Consider the following 19,110-nt stretch of genomic DNA (forward strand, 5'->3'; position numbering starts at 1 on the left):
CCCCGACCGGCGCCGGCAGCGCGATCGCAGCTTTCACTCACCCCCTGCGAGGACGCAAATGCGACCAATCCCCAAGAAGTTACGAATGGCGCTGGCCATCACGGCCGCCGCCACCGTCACCGCGACGTTGAGCGGCGTCCCGTCCGCCAACGCCGCCGCCGGATGCCGGGTCACCTACACGGTGAACAACTCGTGGCCCGGCGGCTTCGGCGCCAACGTCACCATCGACAACCTGGGCGATCCCGTCAACGGGTGGAAACTCGCCTGGTCGTTCACGGCCGGGCAGACCATCACCCAGCTGTGGAACGGCACCTACACCCAGTCGGGCTCCCAGGTCACCGTCACCGACGCCGGATACAACGGCGGCATCCCCACCGGCGGCACCACCTCCTTCGGCTTCAACGGCTCCTGGAACGGCACCAACCCCGATCCGTCGAGCTTCACCCTCAACGGCACGACCTGCACCGGCACCGTCGCCAGCCCGTCGGCGAGCCCAAGCCAGTCGCCCTCGGCCTCCCCCAGCGCGAGCCCGTCGGCGTCCCCGTCGGCGTCCCCGTCGGTCTCTCCGTCGGTCTCTCCGTCCGCCTCCCCGTCGGCGTCCCCCTCCGTGTCCCCCTCCGTGTCCCCGTCGGCGAACCCCAGCCCGTCGGTGTCGCCCGCAGGGACGTCCACGGCGTGGCAGAACGGGAACTTCGTGGTCGACACGCCGAATGTGGTGCGGCGGTCGAACATCGTGTTCAGCAAGGCGAACACCAGCGCGACGCAGTTCGCGCCGCTGGGCAACGGCACGCTGGGCGCGCCGGCCTGGGGCGGGAACGGGTTCACCGCGCAGCTGAACCGCAACGACACCTTCCCCGACCGCAAGTCACCCGGCCAGGTGACGATCCCCGGGCTGAGCCGCCTGACCGGCGCCTCGGACTTCAAGGGCTACTTCGACATGTACGACGGGACGCTGTACGAGTCCGGCGGCGGCATGACGCTGAAGGCCTATGTGCGGGCCGACACCTCCCAGCTGGTGGTGGACGTCACCGGCGCCGACCCCAACAGCAGCCAGACCGCGCAGGTCAAGCTGTGGAGCTCGCGCAACCCCAAGGCCGAGGCGTCGGGGTCGGTGGCGACGCTGTCGGAGAGCTGGACCGACGGCGGGACCTGGGCTTCAGGCCAGACGTTCGGCACGATGGCCGGTGTCAGCGCGGGCGGGCGCAACGTGCGGGGCTCCAACCCCGACTCGCGGACCGCGCAGGTCAGCTTCCAGCCCAACAGCGACGGGTCGTTCCGCGTCATCGTGGTCTCCCCCGGCTGGAAGGGCGGCAACGCGCTGACCACCGCGACCAGCCTGCTGGGCGGTGATCTCACCCGGGGCTCGGCGGACCTGGCCGCGAGCACCCTGTCGTGGTGGCACGACTACTGGAACTCCGTCGGCCTCATCAAGATCACCTCCGGTGACGGGTCGGGCGAGTACTTCGAGAACATGCGCACGCTGTACCTGTACACGATCGCCGCGAGCAACCGCGACACGCTGCCCGGCACCCAGGCCGGTGAGGCCAACCTGTTCAACGTCGGCCAGGACACCCAGCCCTGGTACCCGGCCGGGTACTGGTTCTGGAACCTGCGGATGATGGTCCAGGCCAACCTGTCGGCCGGCGCGTTCTCGCTGAACACGCCGGTGTTCAACCTCTACCGGAACAACCTGAGCAACATCACGGCCTGGACGAAGGCGCGCTACCCGGGGCACGACGGCATCTGCGTGCCCGAGACCATGCGCTTCAACGGCAACGGCAGCTGGTATTCGGGCAACGAGTCCTGCGACTCGACCATCGCGCCCTCCTACAACTCCCAGACCGTTACCTCCGGCCCGGAGATCGGCCTGTGGGTCTGGCAGACCTACCTGGCCACCGACGACCGGTCGTTCCTGTCGGCGAACTACCCGATCATGCGGGACTCGGCGAAGTTCATGCTCTCGCACGCCAAGACCGGCTCCGACGGCCTGCTGCACACCCACTCCAACGCCCACGAGGACCAGTGGTCGGTCGACGACCCGATCACCGACGTCGCCGCGATGCAGGCGCTGTTCCCGGTGACGGTGCAGGCCGCCCAGCTCCTCGGCGTGGACGCCGACCTGGTCACCAAGCTGCAGGCGGCGATCCCGAAGATCCGGCCGCTGCCGCGGACCGACTTCGGCCAGACCCAGGTGCTGTCGCCGTCGTCGGACTCGGCCGGCAACAACATGCTGGCCCTGTCGGCCCAGCCGTCGGCGACCAAGCACAACGTGGAGAACCTCGGCCTGGAGCCGGTCTGGCCGTACAACCTGATCGGCGACAGCGGCAACCAGTCCGACCTGGCCAAGCGGACCTTCAGCCACCGCAGCTACATCACCCAGACCGACTGGAGCTATGACTCGCTGCAGGCCGCCCGGCTCGGTCTGGGCAACGAGATGAAGACCGCGCTGACCGCCAACGTCAACAAGTACCAGGTCTTCCAGAACGGGTTCGCCAGCTGGGACGTGTCCAAGACCACCAACCCCTACCTGGAGCAGATGGGCGTGACCGCCGCGGCGGTCACGGAGGGCCTGGTGCAGGACTACGACGGCACGCTGCGGCTGGCCCCCGGCTGGCCCAGCGGCTGGGACGCCGACGGCGTCGTCTACATCCAGCACAAGGGCAAGGCCTACGTCCAGATCCGCAACGGCGCCCTGGTCACCGCCGCACTTCAGGCCGGAGCGAACGGCGACATCACCGTCCGCAACCCCTGGCCCGGCCAGAACGTCCAGGTCGTCAACGGGGGCGGCGGCACCGTGCTCGGCAACCAGACCGGTGCCACCATCACCATCCCCGCCCAGGCCGGCACGTCCTACCTGATCCAGCGGGCCTCCGCACCCACCACATCCCTGCCCTACTGGCCGGTCACCGGCAGCCCGGCCGCCACCGCCAAACACCTCGGCAGCCGCAGCATCGGACTCTGACCCGAGAGTCCGGGCATACCCGCCCGGCGAGTTCCACCTGAGACGCCGTGGCCGGCTCCTGGCGGCCACGGCCCCTCCGGGGACGATCCGGCCCGATCAACGGGCCGGATCGTCCCCGGCCCGCGTTTCCGCCGCTTCCGGATCGAACGACATGAGTGGGACGCGCGGTCAGGGCTTGACCGCGATGCCGCCGTACGCCCAGGCGTGCCCGCCACCCGGAATATGCTCCGCGCCTCTCTCGTCCGGCCGCCAGCGCACGACCTCGACCACGCCGGGCTCGACCATGTCCCAGCCCTCGAAGAACTTCTCGACCTCCGCGTGCGTACGGGGGACCATGGGGGCCGTGCTCTTGTCGTAGGGCTTGGTGAACTCCTCGCTGCTCACCTGCGGGGCGAAGTCGAGGGTGATGTGCGACAGCAGCAGGTGACTGCCGGACGGCACCGCCGCCTTGTACCGCTCGACCAGCCCGTACGGGTCCTCCTGCTCGGTGATGAAGTGCATGACGCCGACCAGGATGAGCGCCACCGGGCGGTCGAAGTCGATCACATTGAGGACTTCGGGGTGAGAGAGGATGTCGTCCGGCCTGCGCAGGTCGGCCTCGATCACCGAGGTCGTCCCGGGGCCGCCGGTCAGCAGGGCCCGGCCGTGCACCAGCACGATGGGGTCGTTGTCCACGTACGCCACCCGGGCCTCGGGGTTGACCTGCTGGGCCACCTCGTGCGTGTTGCCCTGCGTGGGGATGCCGGTGCCGATGTCGAGGAACTGCGTGACGTCGGCCTCCGCCGCGAGGTGGTGCACCGCTCTGCGGAGGAAGGCACGGTGTGCCCGCACTCCCTCACGCGTGCCGGGCGACAGCTTGACCAGTTGCTCGGCCGCCTCACGGTCGGCCCCGAAGTTGTCCTTGCCGCCCAGGAGGTAATCGTAGATCCGGGCCGGATGTGGCACCGATGTGTTGATCCGCGCGGCGATCTCGCGGGGGTCCTTGGCGTCTGACATCAGTGTTCGCCCTCTCCATGTCTCATCGTCTCTACTCTTCATGATCACCGTACGGTGGCGTCACCTCAAAGGCATCAGATGCCGCCCATCCCGCACCGTACCGGCCACAACCGGTTCGTACGGGGTGATCGGAAATCGGCTCCATATCGAGCATGTGACGAACCGCCCGGGACGGTCGGCCGTCCCGGGCGGTTCGGAAAATGAACTAGACCCTGGTCCACTTCTGGTTGGTGCCGCCGTGGCAGGTCCAGATCTGCACCTTGGTGCCGTTGGCCGTGCCGGCGCCGGAGACGTCCAGGCACTTGTTCGCGCCGACGGCGGTGATGGTGCCGTCGGAGTTGAAGCGCCACTTCTGGTTGTTCTGCCCGTTGCAGTCCCAGATGATCACGCTGGAGCCGTCCGCGGTGCCACCGCCGTTCACGTCCAGGCACTTGTTGCCGTAGACCCGCAGCTCACTGGCACTGGTGGAGGTCCACTGCTGGTTCGCCTGACCGTTGCAGTCCCAGATCTGCGCCTGCGCGCCGTTCGCCTGCGAGACACCGGTGACGTCCAGGCACCGGCCAGAGGCCACACCCTTGATCGCGCCGGTACCCGACGGGGACGTCGGGGTGGCCGAGGGGCTGGCCGACGGGGTGACCGAGGGAGAGGGGTTGGTGGACGTGGTGCCGTCGAGGCCGAGGAAGGTGATGGCGTAGGCGAGCTGGCCGGTCATGGGGAGCTGGTGGCCGACGCCGCTGATGCTGATGCCCTCGACGGGGGCCTGGTTGCCGGTGCCGCCGTAGCGGGTACGGGTCCAGGTGGACTGCGGGTGATCGGTGAAGCTGGGGGTCTGGCTCAGGCCGTGGAGGTTGGTCCACTGCTTGATCTCCTCGCCGAAGTTGGGGTAGGCGAGGGTGGTGTCGGTGGTGCCGTGCCACAGCTGGATGCGGGGGTAGGCGCCGGTGTAGCCGGGGTACATGGCGCGGGCCTGGTCGCCCCACTGCTGGGCGGTCTTGATGAGCTGGCCGCCGGAGCACTGGCCGTTCCACAGCGACCCGTCGGTGGTGGCGAAGCAGCCGGCCGGGACGCCGGAGTAGGCGGAGGCGGCGGAGAACACGTCGGGATATTCGGCGGCCAGGACGTTGGTCATCATGGCGCCGGAGGAGAATCCGCTGACCACGATGCGGCCGGAGTCGATGTTGTAGTGCTGGCGGGCGTAGGAGACCATCGACATGATGCCGGTGGAGTCGCTGCCGCCGTCGCGCTTGAGGGCGGCAGCGCTGGATACGTCGAAGCAGTTGCCGCTTCGGGTGGCCTCGGGCAGCACGATGATGTAGCCGTAGCGGTCGGCGGCGGTGACGAAGTCGTGGCCGTTGCCGTTGAAGATGCCGCCGGCCGAGCCGCCGCAGTAGTGCACCAGGACGAGCAGGGCGGGGCGGGGTGCCACGTTGTTCGGCACGTAGATGTACATGTTCAGGTTGGTCGGGTTGTTACCGAAGTTGGTCACCCGGGTCATGGTCGCGGCCGCGGCGGGGCGCGCGGCAAGGAACATGCCCACCATGACCAGGGGAAGCGCGGCGGCCGCCAGCAGCGCTCTGATCCTACGTCTCACGCGATGTCCTTTCATCGTGCATATCGTGCGTGGGAGCCCGATGTGTGCCTCCGGCGCCGGAGGGAGGAGTCTGGGATCCCCCCGGCGCCGGAGGCGTCCCTCGCCGGGGAAGGCGGCGGGGGAAGGTTGCGGGCCGGCGGGTGGAGCCGGGCCGGTGAGCCGGCCCCGCCGGCCGGAAACGCGGCCGGCGGGCGGGCCTCCGCGAGGGGGCCGTCGCCGTTCACCTCTTGACATGCCGAGAGGGCGGCGCGTGAATTGTCTCCGGTGAATCAGACCTTATGTGTTAGCGATAACACGAGCCCGCCGGACTTCGCCGCGGCCCGCCGCAATTCCGGCGTCCCGCCGGGAGCCTGGCCGAAAGAGCGGCAGCCGTGAATGGGGAGCCGCCGACGTACGCTCGCCTTTTGTGAGCGCTAACATAAGCGTGCACGCCACGTCGCCCCTTCATCGGTCTGTTACAGGTGGTGATGCCGGGAGCAAATACGACACAACCGGAACCGTCAACGATCCCGGTTATCCCCTTACCCGCAGCCGGACCTCCCGGGCAGGCGCCAACTGCGCTTATCCGTGGAGGGGAGGCGCCGGCCGCTCTCTCCGCGATGAAACTTTCACGACGGGGGCCTTCCCGGAGGCCCCCACCCCCCGGGAAAGGCTGAGATGATCGCACACGACGCCGGACAACGCCTCTGGGTGCTGTCCGGACCGTCCTCCTCCTACGTCCTGCACCTCGGCGACACCGGCCTGCCGCGCGTCCTGCACTGGGGGCCGCGGCTCACCCTGGAGCAGGCGGCCTCGCTGCCGCGGCTGCCACAGCCGTCCTTCCGGCCCGTCGAGGACTTCACCGAGGGCACGCTCGACCTGACCGCGGCCGGCGGCTCGCGGTTCGGCCAGGCGGGCCTGCAGGTGCGCTTCGCGGACGGCACCCGCGACCTCGAACTCGTCCACACCGGGTGGCGCGGTACCGATCGGGAGCTGGTGCTGACGTACGCCGACCGCCACTACCCGTTCACCGTCGAGAGCCACTACCGCCTCCCCGGCGGCGGCGACGTCGTCGAGCGCCACCTGGTCCTGCGGAACGGGGGCGAGCCCGTCACCGTCGTACGGGCCGACTCGGCCACGTGGGTGCTCCCCCGCCTGAACGGCTACCGGCTCAGCTCGGTGCACGGGCGATGGGGAGCCGAGACCCTCCCGCACCGGACCGAGCTGCCGTACGGCGAGACCCTGCTGACCAGCCGCCGGGGCGTGACCAGCCATCAGGCCAATCCCTGGGCCATGATCGACGACGGCTCGGCGGGCGAGGAGCACGGTGCGGTCTACTCGTGCGCGCTGGCCTGGAGCGGAAGCTGGCGGCTGACCGCGCAACGGCTCCCGACGGGGCGGGCGACGCTCTCGGCCGGGTTCGGGCACGATCCGGTGACGTGGGAGCTCGGCGACGGAGAGGAGCTGGTCACACCGGTCTGCGCGGGCCTGTACACCGAGGGGGGCTTCGGCGCGGCCAGCCGCGCCTGGCACGACTACCAGCTGCGCCACGTGCTGCCGCACCCCGGCGAGGAAAGGCCCGTGCTCTACAACTCCTGGGAGGCCACCGGCTTCGACGTCACGCTCGCGGGGCAGACCCGGCTGGCGGAGCTGGCGGCCCGGATCGGCGTCGAGCTGTTCGTGGTGGACGACGGCTGGTTCGGCGCCCGCACCGGCGACGCCGCCGGGCTCGGCGACTGGCGGCCCAACCCGGACCGGTTCCCGGACGGCCTTGGCCCGCTGATCGACCGGGTGCACGGGCTCGGCATGCGGTTCGGGCTGTGGGTCGAGCCGGAGATGGTCAACCCCGACAGCGACCTCTACCGCGCCCACCCCGACTGGGTGATCCATCGCCCGCACCGGTCCCGCACCGAGTTCCGCAACCAGCTCGTGCTCGACGTGAGCCGGGCGGAGGTCGCCGGCTGGCTGCACCGCACCCTCGACGAGCTGCTCACCGAGAACGCCATCGACTTCCTCAAATGGGACATGAACCGCCCCTTCACGGAGGCCGGTCCCGACGAGCGCCTCTGGGCCGGGCACGTGCGCAACGTCTACGACGTGCTCGACCGGCTCAGGGCGGCCCACCCGCACGTGCGGATCGAGTCGTGCAGCAGCGGGGGCGGCCGGGTGGACCTCGGCATCCTGCGGCGCACCGACCAGGTGTGGACCTCCGACAACACCGACGCCCTCGACCGGCTGGACATCCAGTACGGCTTCTCCCAGCTCTATCCGGCCCGGGTGATGGGCGCCTGGGTCACCGACAGCCCCAACCCCTACACCCGCCGCGAGATCCCCCTCGACTTCCGGTTCCTCGTCGCGATGGCCGGAGTGCTGGGTGTCGGCGGCGACCTGGCCGCGTGGAGCGAGGCCGAACTGGGACGGGCCGCCGAGCTCGTCGCCGCGTACAAACGGATCCGCCCGCTCGTGCAACACGGCCGGCAGTACCGTCTGCTCCCGCCGGACGGCGACCTGTCGGCCGTGCAGTACCTGTCCCCCGACGGCGGCGAGGCCGCGATCCTCGTCTGGCGCCGCGCCCGCCGCTTCGGCGAGGAGGATCCGGGCATCCCGCTGCGCGCCCTCGACCCGGGGGGACGCTACCGCGACCGATCGACCGGACGCGTCCACCACGGCGCCGTCCTGCTCACCCACGGCCTGTTCCCCGAGCTCACACCCGGCGACTACGCCGGCGCCCTGGTCCACCTCGTGCGCGAGCGGGACTCCGCCCGGGACACCGAAGGCTGAAATTTCAGCGCCGTAATGGAAACTATCGGCGGGCCGGGGCCGCCGTGCTGCTACGGACGACGAGATCCGTGGCCAGTTCGAGGCGGTTCTGCGCGAGGGCCTCGCCCCGCGCGAGCGTGACGAGCATGTCCGTGGCGGCGGCGGCCATCTCGGTGAGCGGCTGACGGATGGTGGTGAGCGGCGGGATGAGCCACTTCGCCACGGGCAGGTCGTCGAAGCCGATCACGCTCAGGTCCTCGGGGATGCGCACGCCCGCCTCGCCGGCCGCCTGGTAGACGCCCAGGGCCTGCGCGTCGTTCGAGGCGAAGATCGCCGTCGGCGGCTCGGGCAGCGCGAGCAGGCGGCGGGCGTGCGCCAGGCCGTCCGCCACGTTGAAGTCGCCGGCGCAGATCAGGCCGGGGTCGACGGGCACGCCGGCGGTGTCCATGGCGGCGCGGTAGCCGTCGAGCCGGGCCCGGCTGGACAGGGCGTGCGCCGGACCGGTGATGACGGCGACGCGCCGATGCCCGAGGCCGAGGAGGTGACGGGTGGCCGACAGACCGCCCGACCAGTTCGCCGCGCCGACCGAGGGCACCCGGTGGCCGGGATCGCCGGTGGGATCGACCAGCACGAGCGGGATGTCCCTGGTGCGGAGCTGCTCGCGCTGGGTCTCGGTGAGACCGGAGAAGACGGCGATGACGCCGGTCGGGCGGCGGCTCAGCACCCCCTCGATCCAGCCCAGCCCTGGGGTGTGCCGTCCCTCCAGCTCGGAGAGCACCACGGCGAGCTGGTGCCGGCGGGCCACCCGCTCGACCCCCTTGATGATCTCCATCGCGTACGCGCCCTCGAGCTCGTGGAAGACCAGCTCGACCAGCGGCGCCGCGCTCGCCCGCCGTTTTTGCCGCCGGTAGCCGTGCGTGCGGATCAGGCTCTCCACCAGCGTGCGGGTCTCCGCCGCGACCTCGGCCCTGCCGTTGACGACCTTCGAGACGGTAGCCGTGGACACTCCGGCCAGCTCGGCGATCTGCGCGATGGTGAGCGCCTGCGGGGCGTCGCTGGGCGGCGGGGGGCCGATGGTAGCGGTCACGGGCGAAGTCTAAACCCGCAGCCCACCGACCCTCTTAATTATTTCGGAGACGTTTCCGAAAGATTCTTGACGACGTCCCCGACGCGATCTAAGGTCCCCGGTTAACGTCCGGTTTGGGCGTCCGAAAGTTTCTGTGTCAGGAGCCTCGCCGAGAGGAGGTCTGGCTCCCGGGCACGCCGATCGGCGCCGCGTCCACGCCCTCTGCCCGTCCCCGGAGAGCCCGCTCCCCCGTACCGCGGCAGGGCGGCGCCCCCCGCCCGGCGGCTCGGCTGCCGCCACCTCCCCGCACCTCAGCTCCCGAAAGAGGTCGTCGTGAAATTCACCATCGCACCATCGGCCGCGCTGGCCGTGGCCGTCGCGCTCGCCGTGTCCGGCTGTTCCGGCACGTCGCAGACGGCGGGGTCCGGCGGCGACGCCAACACCTTCGAGTTCTGGTCGTTCAGCGGGATCGATCAGAAGAAGACCGTCGAGCAGTACGAGAAGGCGAAACCGAGCGCGCACGTGAAGCTGACCGAGGTGGGCACCTCGACGGAGACGGCACAGGCGCTCACCACGGCGCTCGCCGGCGGCAAGGTGCCCGACCTCGTCCTGATCCAGGGCGACGACCTGCCCAAGTTCGTCCAGCAGCCGCAGAACTTCGTCGACCTGCGCACGCTGGGCGCCGACAAGCTCAAGGGCGACTACCTGGACTGGGTGATCAGCCAGCCGACGGCGAAGGACGGCTCGATCATCGGCATCCCGACGGACGTGGGCGGCATGGCGGTCGCCTACCGGACCGACCTGTTCAAGGCCGCCGGGCTGCCGACGGACCGCGACGAGGTGAGCAAGCTCTGGCCCACCTGGGACGCCTTCATCGACACCGGCAAGAAGTACAAGGCGGCGACCGGCAAGGCGTTCATCGACAACGCGGCGACGAGCGTCTTCTACCAGGCCGTCAACCAGGGCGCGGAGAAATACTACGATCCGTCCGGCAACCCGGTGTACGACAAGAACCCTGAGGTCAAGTCCGCTTTCGACTACGGCATCAAGGCGGCGCTCGCGGGGATCACCGCCAAACAGAGCTCGTTCACCGACGGCTGGAGCGCCGCCATGAAGAAGGGCGACTTCGCCGTGGTGGCGGCGCCGTCCTGGATGCTGACCTCCATCCGCAACAACGCTCCCGACACCAAGGGCAAGTGGGACCTCGCCACGATCCCCGGCGGCTCCGGCAACTGGGGCGGCAGCTACCTCGCCATTCCGAAGAACGCCAAGAACCCCAAGGCCGCGTGGGAGTACATCTCCAGCACGCAGTCGCCGCAGGGCCAGCTCGCCCACTTCCTCGACTCGGGGTCGCTGCCCACGACGCCGTCGGTCTACCAGGATCCGAAGCTGACGTCGGTGAAGGAGCCGTTCTTCTCCGACGCCCCCATCGGCAAGATCTACACCGACTCCCTGCTCCACCTGAAGCCCTTCCTCATCGGGCCGGACAGCGCCCCGATCGGCCAGGAGTTCCTGAACGCCATCACCAACGTCGAGCAGGGCAAGGGCGACCCGGCCGGGGCGTGGAACGCCGCGCTGGCCGCCATCAAGACCGCCATCGGCGGCTGAGGTCCGCCGGACCCGACCCAGCCCATCGTCCATGAGCGCCGCGGGCGCCGGGCTGTCCCCGTGCCCCGGCGCCCGTGGGAGGAAGCGACGAGCGTGACAACGAGCACCAGCCCCCTCCGGGCGGCCCTGCCGCCGCCCTCGATCACCACGACCGGCCGGCACGGCCTCGCGGACCGCCTGGCCCCCTACGCCTACATCACCCCGTTCTTCGCGATCTTCGCGGTCTTCGGCCTGTTGCCGCTGCTGTTCACGTTCTACGTGGCGCTGTTCGACTGGAACCCGATCGGCGAGCACGTGTACGTCGGGTTCGGCAACTTCGCCCACCTGTTCGACGACGGGCGGTTCTGGAACGCGGTCCGCAACACGATCAGCATCTGGGTGCTGTCGACCGTGCCGCAACTGCTGGGCGCGCTCCTGCTGGCGCACCTGCTCAACCACGTGCGGCTGCGGTTCGCGGTGTTCTTCCGCATGACGATGCTGGTGCCGTACATCACCTCGGTGGCGGCCACCGCGATCGTCTTCTCCCAGATGTTCGACCGCGACTACGGGCTGCTCAACTGGCTGCTCGGCCTGGTGGGCGCCGGGCCGATCAACTTCACCCAGTCGGTGTGGGGCAGCCAGACGATGATCGCCGTAATGGTGATCTGGCGGTGGTTCGGCTACACCACGCTGCTCTACCTCGCCTCCCTGCAGGCGATCCCCCGGGCGATCTACGAGGCGGCCTCGGTCGACGGCGCCGGCGGCTGGCGGCAGTTCCTGCACATCTCCGTCCCCGCGCTGCGGCCGGTGATCGTGTTCACGATCGTGACGTCCACGATCGGCGGGCTGCAGATCTTCACCGAGCCCCTGCTCGTCGGGCGGGCCACCCCGCTCACGTGCGGGCCGGTCCGGCAGTGTCAGACCCTCACCCTCTTCCTGTTCGAGCAGGCCTTCGGCCAGTTCAAGTTCGGCTACGGCGCGGCCATCGGGGTGGCGCTGTTCCTGCTGATCATCGCCCTCGCCGGGCTCAACTACCTGCTCTCCACCCGGATCCGCGCGGAGAAGTCATGAAAGCGAACCGAAGCGGCGAGCGCGTGCGGTGGTGGACCTACGCGCTGCTGGTCCTGGCCGCCTTCGCCTGCCTGTTCCCTCTCTACTGGATGTTCGTCGTCGCCACGACGGACACGGCGACGGCGACCAAGCTCCCGCCGGAGATCGTGCCGGGCGGGAACTTCTTCCACCTGGCCTCCCTGGTCTTCACGACCGTGCCGTTCGTCCGGTCGGTGATCAACAGCCTCGTGGTGGCCGGGACGATCGGCGTCGGCCAGGCGGTGCTGTGCTCGCTGGCCGGCTTCGCCTTCGCCAAGCTGCGGTTCCGCGGGCGCGACGCGCTGTTCCTGGTCGTCGTCCTCACGATGACCGTGCCGACGCAGCTCGCGATCGTCCCCCAGTACATGATCATCTCCTGGTTCGACTGGGTCGACACGCTGCAGGCGCTGATCATCCCGGGCCTGGCCAACGCCTTCGGGATCTTCTGGATGCGCCAGCACCTGTCGTCCGCGCTCAGCGACGAGATCCTGCAGGCGGCGCGCATCGACGGGGCGACCACCTGGCAGATCTTCTGGCGCATCGCGTTCCCACTGGTGCGTCCAGCCGCGTTCGTGCTGGGACTGCTGGGCTTCGTCACCGCCTGGAACGACTTCCTGTGGCCGTTCGTGGTGCTGAAGTCGCCGGAGATGTACACCGCCCAGATCGCGATCAAGGCTCTGCAGAACAGTTTCGACATCGATCTCGGCCTCGCGATGTCGGGGTCCTTCCTCGCAACTCTCCCGCTGCTCGTGCTGTTCGTCTTCGTCGGGCGCCGGATGGTCGCCGGGATCATGGACGGGGCCTTCAAGGGCTGAGCGTCCGCTCCGTGACCGGCCGATACGCGAAGGACCCACGCCCGACTCTCCGAAAGGATCCGCTGAACGTGCCGTCGTTCGACAATCCCGTGGTTCCCGGGTTCCACCCGGATCCGAGCGTGTGCCGGGTCGGCGAGGACTACTACCTCGTGTGCTCGAGTTTCGAGTACTTCCCCGGCGTGCCGATCTTCCACAGCCGCGACCTGGTGCACTGGCGGCAGATCGGCAACGTGCTCGACCGGCCGTCCCAGCTTCCGCTGCCCCCGCGGGTTCCCGCCTCCGGGGGGATCTACGCGCCGACGATCCGGCACCATGGCGGCCTGTTCTACATGATCACCACCAATATGGACAGCGAGCGCAACTTCTTCGTGACCGCCGAACGGCCGGGGGGCCCGTGGTCGGATCCGGTCTGGCTCGATCTGCCGGGCATCGATCCCGACCTCGCGTGGGACGACGACGGCGAGTGCTGGTGCACGACCTCGGGCAACCGCACCACGCGGATCGACCCGTCGAGCGGCAAGGCGCTGGAGGGGCCGATCCCGATCTGGTCGGGCACCGGCGGCCGCTATCCCGAGGCCCCGCACCTGTTCCACATCGGCGAGTGGTGGTATCTGCTGATGTCGGAGGGCGGCACCGAGCGGGCGCACGCCGTCTCGATCGCCCGTGCCCGGTCGCCGCGCGGGCCGTTCGAGCCGGGGCCGGTCAACCCGATCCTGACCCACCGCGGGACCGCCCGGCCGATCCAGAGCACCGGCCACGCCGACATGGTGTGCGCGCCCGACGGCACGTGGTGGATGATCCTGCTGGCCACCCGCAACCACGGCTTCACCCCGGAGTTCCAGGTGCTCGGCCGCGAGACGTTCCTCACCCCGGTGCGGTGGGCGGACGGCTGGCCCGTGGCCGGGCCGGTCGAGGAGCGCCACGAGGCGCCCGCCTCCTGGCATCCCCTCCCCACTCCCCCGGCCAGGGACGACTTCGACGCCGCCGGGCTCGCGCCGTGCTGGATCTCCCCGCGTGCCCGCCCGGACGGTTCCTGGTCGCTGACCGAGCGGCCCGGCTGGCTGACGCTGCACGCCACCGGCCCGACGCTCGACCGGCCGGGCCACACCTTCGTCGGGCGGCGCCAGCAGCACCACGACTGCCGTTTCCGCGTCCGCCTCGACCCCGGATCCGGCCGGGCCGGCGTGTCCGTGCGGCTCGACGAGGCCCACCATTACGACCTCGAGGTGCACGAGGGCGTGGCGTCGGTGAACGCCAGGATCGGCCCGCTGCGCCAGACCGTCGCCCGGCGCGCCGTGCCGCCCGGCCCGGTCACCCTCGTCGTCGAGGACCGCACGACCGATCTCCTCCCGCCGTCCCTCGTCGGGCCGGTGGACGCGGACGGCGAGCCGGTCGGCGTCGGCGTCGGCGGTCCGGACACGCTCGGCTTCTCCGTGGAGGTCGACGGCGTTCCGGCCCTGCTGGCCGAGCTCGACGGGCGCTACCTGTCGACGGAGGTCGCCACCGGATTCACCGGCCGGGTCGTCGGCATGTACGTCACCGAGGGCAGCGCCGCCTTCGACTGGTTCGAGTACGAGGCGACCGGCCACGCTCCGGACGGACGGCGTCCCTGACGCGGGTCACGCCCGGAACCGGGTCTCCCCGGCGGCCGTGTCCGGATCCTTCCATGAGGGCGGCCGGGCGGCCCCCGGTGCCGTGCTGGTGCGTTCGGACCGGCCGTTGGTCAGGAAGGTCACCGCCCAGTGGAGGACGACGGTGACGCGGTTCTTGAACCCGACGAGATAGAACAGGTGGACGGCGAGCCAGAGCACCCAGGCGGAGAAGCCCGACAGCCGCAGCGGGCCGATCGCCGCGATCGCCCGGAAGCGCGCGATCGTCGCCAGCATTCCCTTGTCGCGGTAGCGGTAGGCCGCCGGGCCGGGCTTCCCGGCCAGCCGCGCCCGGATCTTTGCCGCGGCGAACTCCCCGCTCTGGATCGCCACCTGGGCCAGGCCGGACACCTCTCCCAGCCGCATCATGTCCCCGACCACGAAGACCTCCGGATGGCCGGGCAGCGTGCAGTCGGGCAGCACGGCGAGCTGGCCGGCGCGGTTCCGCTCGGCGCCGGAGGCCCGGGCGAGCAGATCGCCCAGCGGCGACACGCTCACCCCGGCCGCCCAGATCTTCGTCTTCGCCGTGATCCGGCCACGGACCCCGTCGGGCCCCATGACGTCGACGCCGTCCGCGTCGACCCCGACCACCGGCGCGTCCACACGCACCTCGACGCCCAGTCGTTCGAGGTCGCGCCGGGCCCGCCCGGAAAGCCGCGGCCCGTATCCGGTCAGCACTCCGCCGGTCGCCTCCACCAGCACGACCTTCGCGTCGGCGGGATCGAACCTGCGGAAATTGTTCTTGAGGCTGTGCCGGGACAGCTCGGCCAGCTGGCCGGCCATCTCCACCCCGGTCGGGCCGCCGCCGACGACCACGAAGCTCAGCCACGGCGCCCGCGCCCGATCGTCGGGCTCAAGCTCGGCCATCTCGTACGCCGCGAATATCAGCGACCGGAGCCGCAGGGCGTCCTCGACCGACTTCATCCCGGGAGCGAACTCCGCGAACCGGTCGTTGCCGAAGTAGGACTGGCCCGAGCCCGCCGCGACGATGAGGCTGTCGTACGGCGTGACCGTCGTGGTGCCCAGGACCTGCGAGGTCACCGTGCGCGCGCCGAGGTCGATCGAGGTCACCTCCCCGAGCAGCACCTGGACGTTGCGCTGCGCGCGCAGGATCTCCCGGATGGGCGGGGCTATCTCCCCCTGGGACAGGATTCCCGTCGCCACCTGGTAGAGCAGCGGCTGGAACAGGTGATAGGAGTTCCGGTCGATCAGCGTCACCTGTACGGGCGCCCGCCGCAGCGCCTTGGTCGCGAACAGCCCACCGAAACCCGATCCGATCACCACAACCCTGTGCGGTCCCGTGGCCCCGTGCGGAGTCTCCATCTCAACCGACCTCCCTCTCCAGAGCCGTACCCCGGCGTCACCGGGACTCTAGACGGGCGCGGCGGGGCCGGTCTTCCGTCGGCCGACTGCACCGTCCCCGCGAGAGATGACGGGAAACCGCAGTGACCCGCCGGCATCGGGCGGGCACGCCTTTCCGCCGGCGCCGTATAATCCTCCGGCCCGGACGGACCCCACGCGGCCATAGCCGATATTCATGACTGTCTTTTCTTGAAGTCCATGATAAATCATCATCGCCATACGACCGGCCTGCGCCGTCCCGCAACCCGGGGAAGAACAGTGTCACCACCCGGGTAAAACTCGATTCGTTTGGCGGCGGCACTTACTGCGGTTATCACTCTGAGTGGCATCCGCGCAGCTCCGGGCGTCTTGACTTCCATGACACGACTCGCTTGAATATGTCGGTCCCTGCGCAAAGGATTATTTCTTTCCGGTCAAGGGGTGAGAATGGACACCGACCTTCGGTCGCCAGGAACGTCATCGACTCAACCACATGGGTGAGCCTGTGAGCGACCTGGACGAGGTGCGCCGGCTTCTCGACGCCGACGGCTACGCCTATCTTTCCGAGTTGCCAACGGGATTCGACCACTTCGCCTTTGTCAGCCGGCTCGGCGCCGTCATCCCCCAGTACGACGGCAGGCCGGTGTGGGACCTCGTCGCCGAACCCGGAATGGACGACGTCTATCACTCGCGGAACACCCGGGCGCTGGTCCCCCACACGGAGGGCTACGAACTCGCGGGACGGCCCCCGCGATACGTCGCTCTCTGGTGCGTCCGCCCGGCTGAGGGGCCGGGCGGGGAGACCACGCTGGCCGACGGGTACGCCCTGCTCGAGCGGTTCGGCGAGGCCGACAGGCGGAGAATGCGCGACACCCTCCACACCTGGCGCTCGAGCGAGGGGCTGGCCCGGCGCGGGGTGGTGATCGAGGCGCGCCACCCCGTCCTCAGCGAGCACGGGGGGCGGGTCATCCTCCGCTACTCGCAGAACAACGTCGACCCCGCCGGCGACGAGCTGCTCGGCCGCCTTCTCGACGTGGGCGAGCGGTTCTTCGCCCGGGAGCATCGGGCGATCTCCATCGCCAGGAACGCGCTGCTCGTCTGGGACAACTGGCGGATGATCCACTCCAGGAACGCGTTCAAGGATCGCGGCCGGCACCTCAAGCGCGTCCTCGTGGGCGCATGAGCGCCTACCGCGTACCGATCGGGGTGATAGCGGGGCTCGGGCCGCTGGCGGGTGCGACGTTCTATCGCCACCTCGTGGAGGCGACCGACGCGGACGACGACGCCGGGCACCCCGAGGTGGTGCTCATCTCCGACCCGGCGATTCCCAGCCGCCTGGAGCACCTCACCGGGACCGGGCCGTCACCCCTCCCCCAGCTCGTGTCGGTGGCCCGGCGGCTCGTGGCCGCCGGCTCCGGGCTGCTCGCGCTCACGTCGATCACTACCCACGCCTACTACGAGGAACTGTGCGACGCCGTCGACGCGCCCGTCGTGGACGGGCGGGAGGCGGTGGCCGCCGGACTGTCGGCGGCCGGCGTGACCAGCGTGGCGCTGGCGGTCACCAGCCCGGCCCGCCGTCTCGGTCTCCTGGAGAAGCCCCTGGCGGACGCCGGCATCGAGGTCCACTACCCCGGCGACGACGTGCAGCACCACATCCAGACGCTGGTCGAGCGGGTGAAGACGGCGGGAGCCACCCCGGAGCTCGGCCACGGGCTCGCCGAGATCTTGGGCGGGAGCTGGGCCGCGCCCGCCGCCGCGGTGCTGGTCGGCTGCACCGACATCTCCCCTCTCGCCGCCTACCTGGGCCCCGCCCGCGGCCGGGTCTTCGACGTCTCCCGCCTGATCGCCGAAGCGGTGCTCCACGAAGCGGCCCGCCGGTGAGCGGATGGGCGACGCTCGAATCACTGGGCCTGGCGGGCCCGGAGACCGAGCGCGACTGGGCCCGTCTCGACGCCCGCGAGTCGGGCATGCGGTGGCGTCACCTGGGCCGGTCGGACGTCACCATGGCGGAGCTGGCCCGTGCGCTGCGCGCGGCGCCGGGACGCCCGCCCCGCACCGGCCACGTGGGCGACTGGGACGACATCTGGCGGGGACGCAGCGGCATCCTCGACTACAACGCCGTCGTCTGCCGTGAGCTCGGCATCGGCTACCCGCTGCTCTACGACTTCACCCAGACGGAGACGGCGGGGCTCGACGGCGGCGACACCCTCTTCCTGCCCGGCTCGCTGATGCGGGGCGGGCAGCGCGAGGAGCTCCGCCTGCTGCGGTGGAACGGCGACCGGTTCGTCCCGCACGACCGCGCGGAACCGCTCTTCCTGCCGTACGTCCAGGTGCGCCGGGACGGCGGCGATATGCCGCTCCTCCGGCTGCACCGGGAGAACGACCGCGGGCCGGTCCCGGCCGACCACCACTCCGCGCTGTGGGCCCGGCACCGGCGGCGGATCGGGGAAATCCTCGTCGCCCTGGTCCGCCGGGCGCCCGACGACCGGGCCCTGGCCCAGGTGTTCGGCCGTACGGTCCGGCGGGACGGCGGTGTGGTCCGCACCCCCGTCGTCCGCGAACGCGGCGGGTTCCGTGCCGGGGACCTCTGGTACGGCTCGGCCGAGGCGCTGGTGTCCGCCGCCCTTGCTCCTGTGGAGGCGGCCCTCGCGCGCGACGGGCTCGGCGCGGTGCTGCGCGAGATGCCGTCCAGCGTGCCGCTGGCCTCCGTGGACGTGGTGGCGCTGAGCTACGCCCTGCTCGGCGCCCATCGCCCAGGACGCGGGCCCGCCGGCGACGGGCGGCCCGACGTGCACATCCAGTGGGGCGCCCTCGCCATGGCGGGCCACCCGCCGGGTTCCAAGGGCTACTTCGCCAGGCGGGCGGGCAAGGTCGGCTGGATGTACGACGCCGCGGCGGCCGAACTGCCCTGGGTCTCGCCGGTCATGTTCGTCATCGCCCCGGTGGCGCCGTACTTCCTGTGGACCCCGGAGCGGGAGGGAGACGACCTCGTGGCGGTCGAGGATCTGCTGCGGCGGGTCGGGGCGGCCGCGGCGTCCGGACCGGCTCACGTGGCGGCGCTCGCGCCCGCCGTGCGGGAACTCGTCGCGAAGTGGCTGACCGACTGGCCGCCGTCCGGACGGCTGCGCACCCGGTTCCGCTGGGAGAGCCGTGTCGCGCCGGACCCCCTGCCGGAGAGCGGGCTCGCCGAGCCCGCGGGCTTCGGTGAATTGACCATGGCCCAGGCCTGTCTGGTGGTCAGCTGCCTGGTCCCCGCCGTAACGCCGTAATGGAGG

The 19,110-nt window shown here is 70.5% G+C and carries 13 protein-coding genes; 9 read left to right on the top strand and 4 right to left on the bottom strand.

The features are described from left to right. Positions 1–85 precede the first annotated feature (85 nt). Entirely contained in the window at positions 86–2,962 is a 2,877-nt protein-coding gene (locus tag JOL79_RS32140; RefSeq protein WP_210159704.1) for a cellulose-binding domain-containing protein, read from the top strand. 168 nt (positions 2,963–3,130) lie between these two features. Here the strand turns inward: JOL79_RS32140 and JOL79_RS32145 are convergent, their stop codons facing one another. Further along, positions 3,131–3,958: an SAM-dependent methyltransferase gene (locus JOL79_RS32145; protein WP_210159705.1), complete on the bottom strand. Its 828-nt coding sequence runs from the start codon at positions 3,956–3,958 to the stop codon at positions 3,131–3,133. Positions 3,959–4,163: 205 nt separating this feature from the next. After that, the gene (locus JOL79_RS32150) at positions 4,164–5,549 is read right to left on the bottom strand and encodes an extracellular catalytic domain type 1 short-chain-length polyhydroxyalkanoate depolymerase (RefSeq protein WP_307848845.1); all 1,386 of its coding nucleotides are present in this window, start codon (positions 5,547–5,549) and stop codon (positions 4,164–4,166) included. 657 nt (positions 5,550–6,206) lie between these two features. Between JOL79_RS32150 and JOL79_RS32155 the strand changes: the two genes are divergently transcribed. Continuing rightward, positions 6,207–8,309, top strand: a complete 2,103-nt coding sequence (locus JOL79_RS32155; RefSeq protein ID WP_210159707.1) for an alpha-galactosidase — start codon at positions 6,207–6,209, stop codon at positions 8,307–8,309. A 22-nt stretch (positions 8,310–8,331) separates the two neighbouring features. Here JOL79_RS32155 and JOL79_RS32160 read toward each other — a convergent pair whose 3' ends face one another. Beyond that, entirely contained in the window at positions 8,332–9,375 is a 1,044-nt protein-coding gene (locus JOL79_RS32160) for a LacI family DNA-binding transcriptional regulator (protein ID WP_307848846.1), read from the bottom strand. Between the two features lie 312 nt (positions 9,376–9,687). On the opposite strand from JOL79_RS32160, the gene JOL79_RS32165 reads away from it, so the two are divergent. From JOL79_RS32165 to JOL79_RS32180, 4 genes are all read left to right on the top strand, one after another. Further along, on the top strand, positions 9,688–10,962 hold the full coding sequence (locus tag JOL79_RS32165; protein ID WP_210159708.1) for an ABC transporter substrate-binding protein: 1,275 nt from the start codon (positions 9,688–9,690) through the stop codon (positions 10,960–10,962). 93 nt (positions 10,963–11,055) lie between these two features. After that, positions 11,056–12,012, top strand: coding sequence for a carbohydrate ABC transporter permease (locus JOL79_RS32170; RefSeq protein ID WP_307848847.1), 957 nt, complete (start codon positions 11,056–11,058; stop codon positions 12,010–12,012). Further along, positions 12,009–12,845 carry a carbohydrate ABC transporter permease gene (locus JOL79_RS32175; protein WP_210159709.1) on the top strand — a complete coding sequence of 279 codons (837 nt, stop codon included), beginning with the start codon at positions 12,009–12,011 and terminating at the stop codon, positions 12,843–12,845. Before JOL79_RS32170 ends, JOL79_RS32175 begins: the two co-directional genes overlap by 4 nt. A 68-nt stretch (positions 12,846–12,913) precedes the next feature. After that, on the top strand, positions 12,914–14,458 hold the full coding sequence (locus JOL79_RS32180) for a glycoside hydrolase family 43 protein (protein WP_307848848.1): 1,545 nt from the start codon (positions 12,914–12,916) through the stop codon (positions 14,456–14,458). Between the two features lie 6 nt (positions 14,459–14,464). Here JOL79_RS32180 and JOL79_RS32185 read toward each other — a convergent pair whose 3' ends face one another. Then, a complete protein-coding gene (locus JOL79_RS32185) occupies positions 14,465–15,817 on the bottom strand; it encodes an NAD(P)/FAD-dependent oxidoreductase (protein ID WP_210159710.1) in 1,353 nt (450 codons plus the stop codon). A gap of 511 nt (positions 15,818–16,328) precedes the next feature. Here JOL79_RS32185 and JOL79_RS32190 point away from each other — a divergent pair. The 3 genes from JOL79_RS32190 to JOL79_RS32200 are packed head-to-tail and all read left to right on the top strand — an operon-like array spanning position 16,329 to position 19,104. Next, on the top strand, positions 16,329–17,018 hold the full coding sequence (locus JOL79_RS32190; protein ID WP_210159711.1) for a TauD/TfdA family dioxygenase: 690 nt from the start codon (positions 16,329–16,331) through the stop codon (positions 17,016–17,018). Beyond that, a complete protein-coding gene (locus tag JOL79_RS32195) occupies positions 17,015–17,716 on the top strand; it encodes an aspartate/glutamate racemase family protein (RefSeq protein ID WP_210159712.1) in 702 nt (233 codons plus the stop codon). The genes JOL79_RS32190 and JOL79_RS32195 overlap by 4 nt, the downstream gene beginning before the upstream one ends. Beyond that, entirely contained in the window at positions 17,713–19,104 is a 1,392-nt protein-coding gene (locus JOL79_RS32200; RefSeq protein WP_210159713.1) for a DUF6025 family protein, read from the top strand. The genes JOL79_RS32195 and JOL79_RS32200 overlap by 4 nt, the downstream gene beginning before the upstream one ends. Positions 19,105–19,110: the final 6 nt, after the last annotated feature.

Origin of the sequence: Microbispora oryzae (assembly GCF_017896165.1) — a bacterium.
GTDB classification, from domain to species: domain Bacteria; phylum Actinomycetota; class Actinomycetes; order Streptosporangiales; family Streptosporangiaceae; genus Microbispora; species Microbispora oryzae.

Excerpts from the sequence above, each read along its gene's own strand:
- JOL79_RS32140 (WP_210159704.1), top strand. The coding sequence starts at position 86 with ATGGCGCTGGCCATCACGGCCGCCGCCACCGTCACCGCGACGTTGAGC.
- JOL79_RS32145 (WP_210159705.1), bottom strand. The coding sequence starts at position 3,958 with ATGTCAGACGCCAAGGACCCCCGCGAGATCGCCGCGCGGATCAACACA.
- JOL79_RS32155 (WP_210159707.1), top strand. The coding sequence starts at position 6,207 with ATGATCGCACACGACGCCGGACAACGCCTCTGGGTGCTGTCCGGACCG.
- JOL79_RS32175 (WP_210159709.1), top strand. The coding sequence starts at position 12,009 with ATGAAAGCGAACCGAAGCGGCGAGCGCGTGCGGTGGTGGACCTACGCG.
- JOL79_RS32185 (WP_210159710.1), bottom strand. The coding sequence starts at position 15,817 with ATGGAGACTCCGCACGGGGCCACGGGACCGCACAGGGTTGTGGTGATC.
- JOL79_RS32190 (WP_210159711.1), top strand. The coding sequence starts at position 16,329 with ATGGGTGAGCCTGTGAGCGACCTGGACGAGGTGCGCCGGCTTCTCGAC.
- JOL79_RS32195 (WP_210159712.1), top strand. The coding sequence starts at position 17,015 with ATGAGCGCCTACCGCGTACCGATCGGGGTGATAGCGGGGCTCGGGCCG.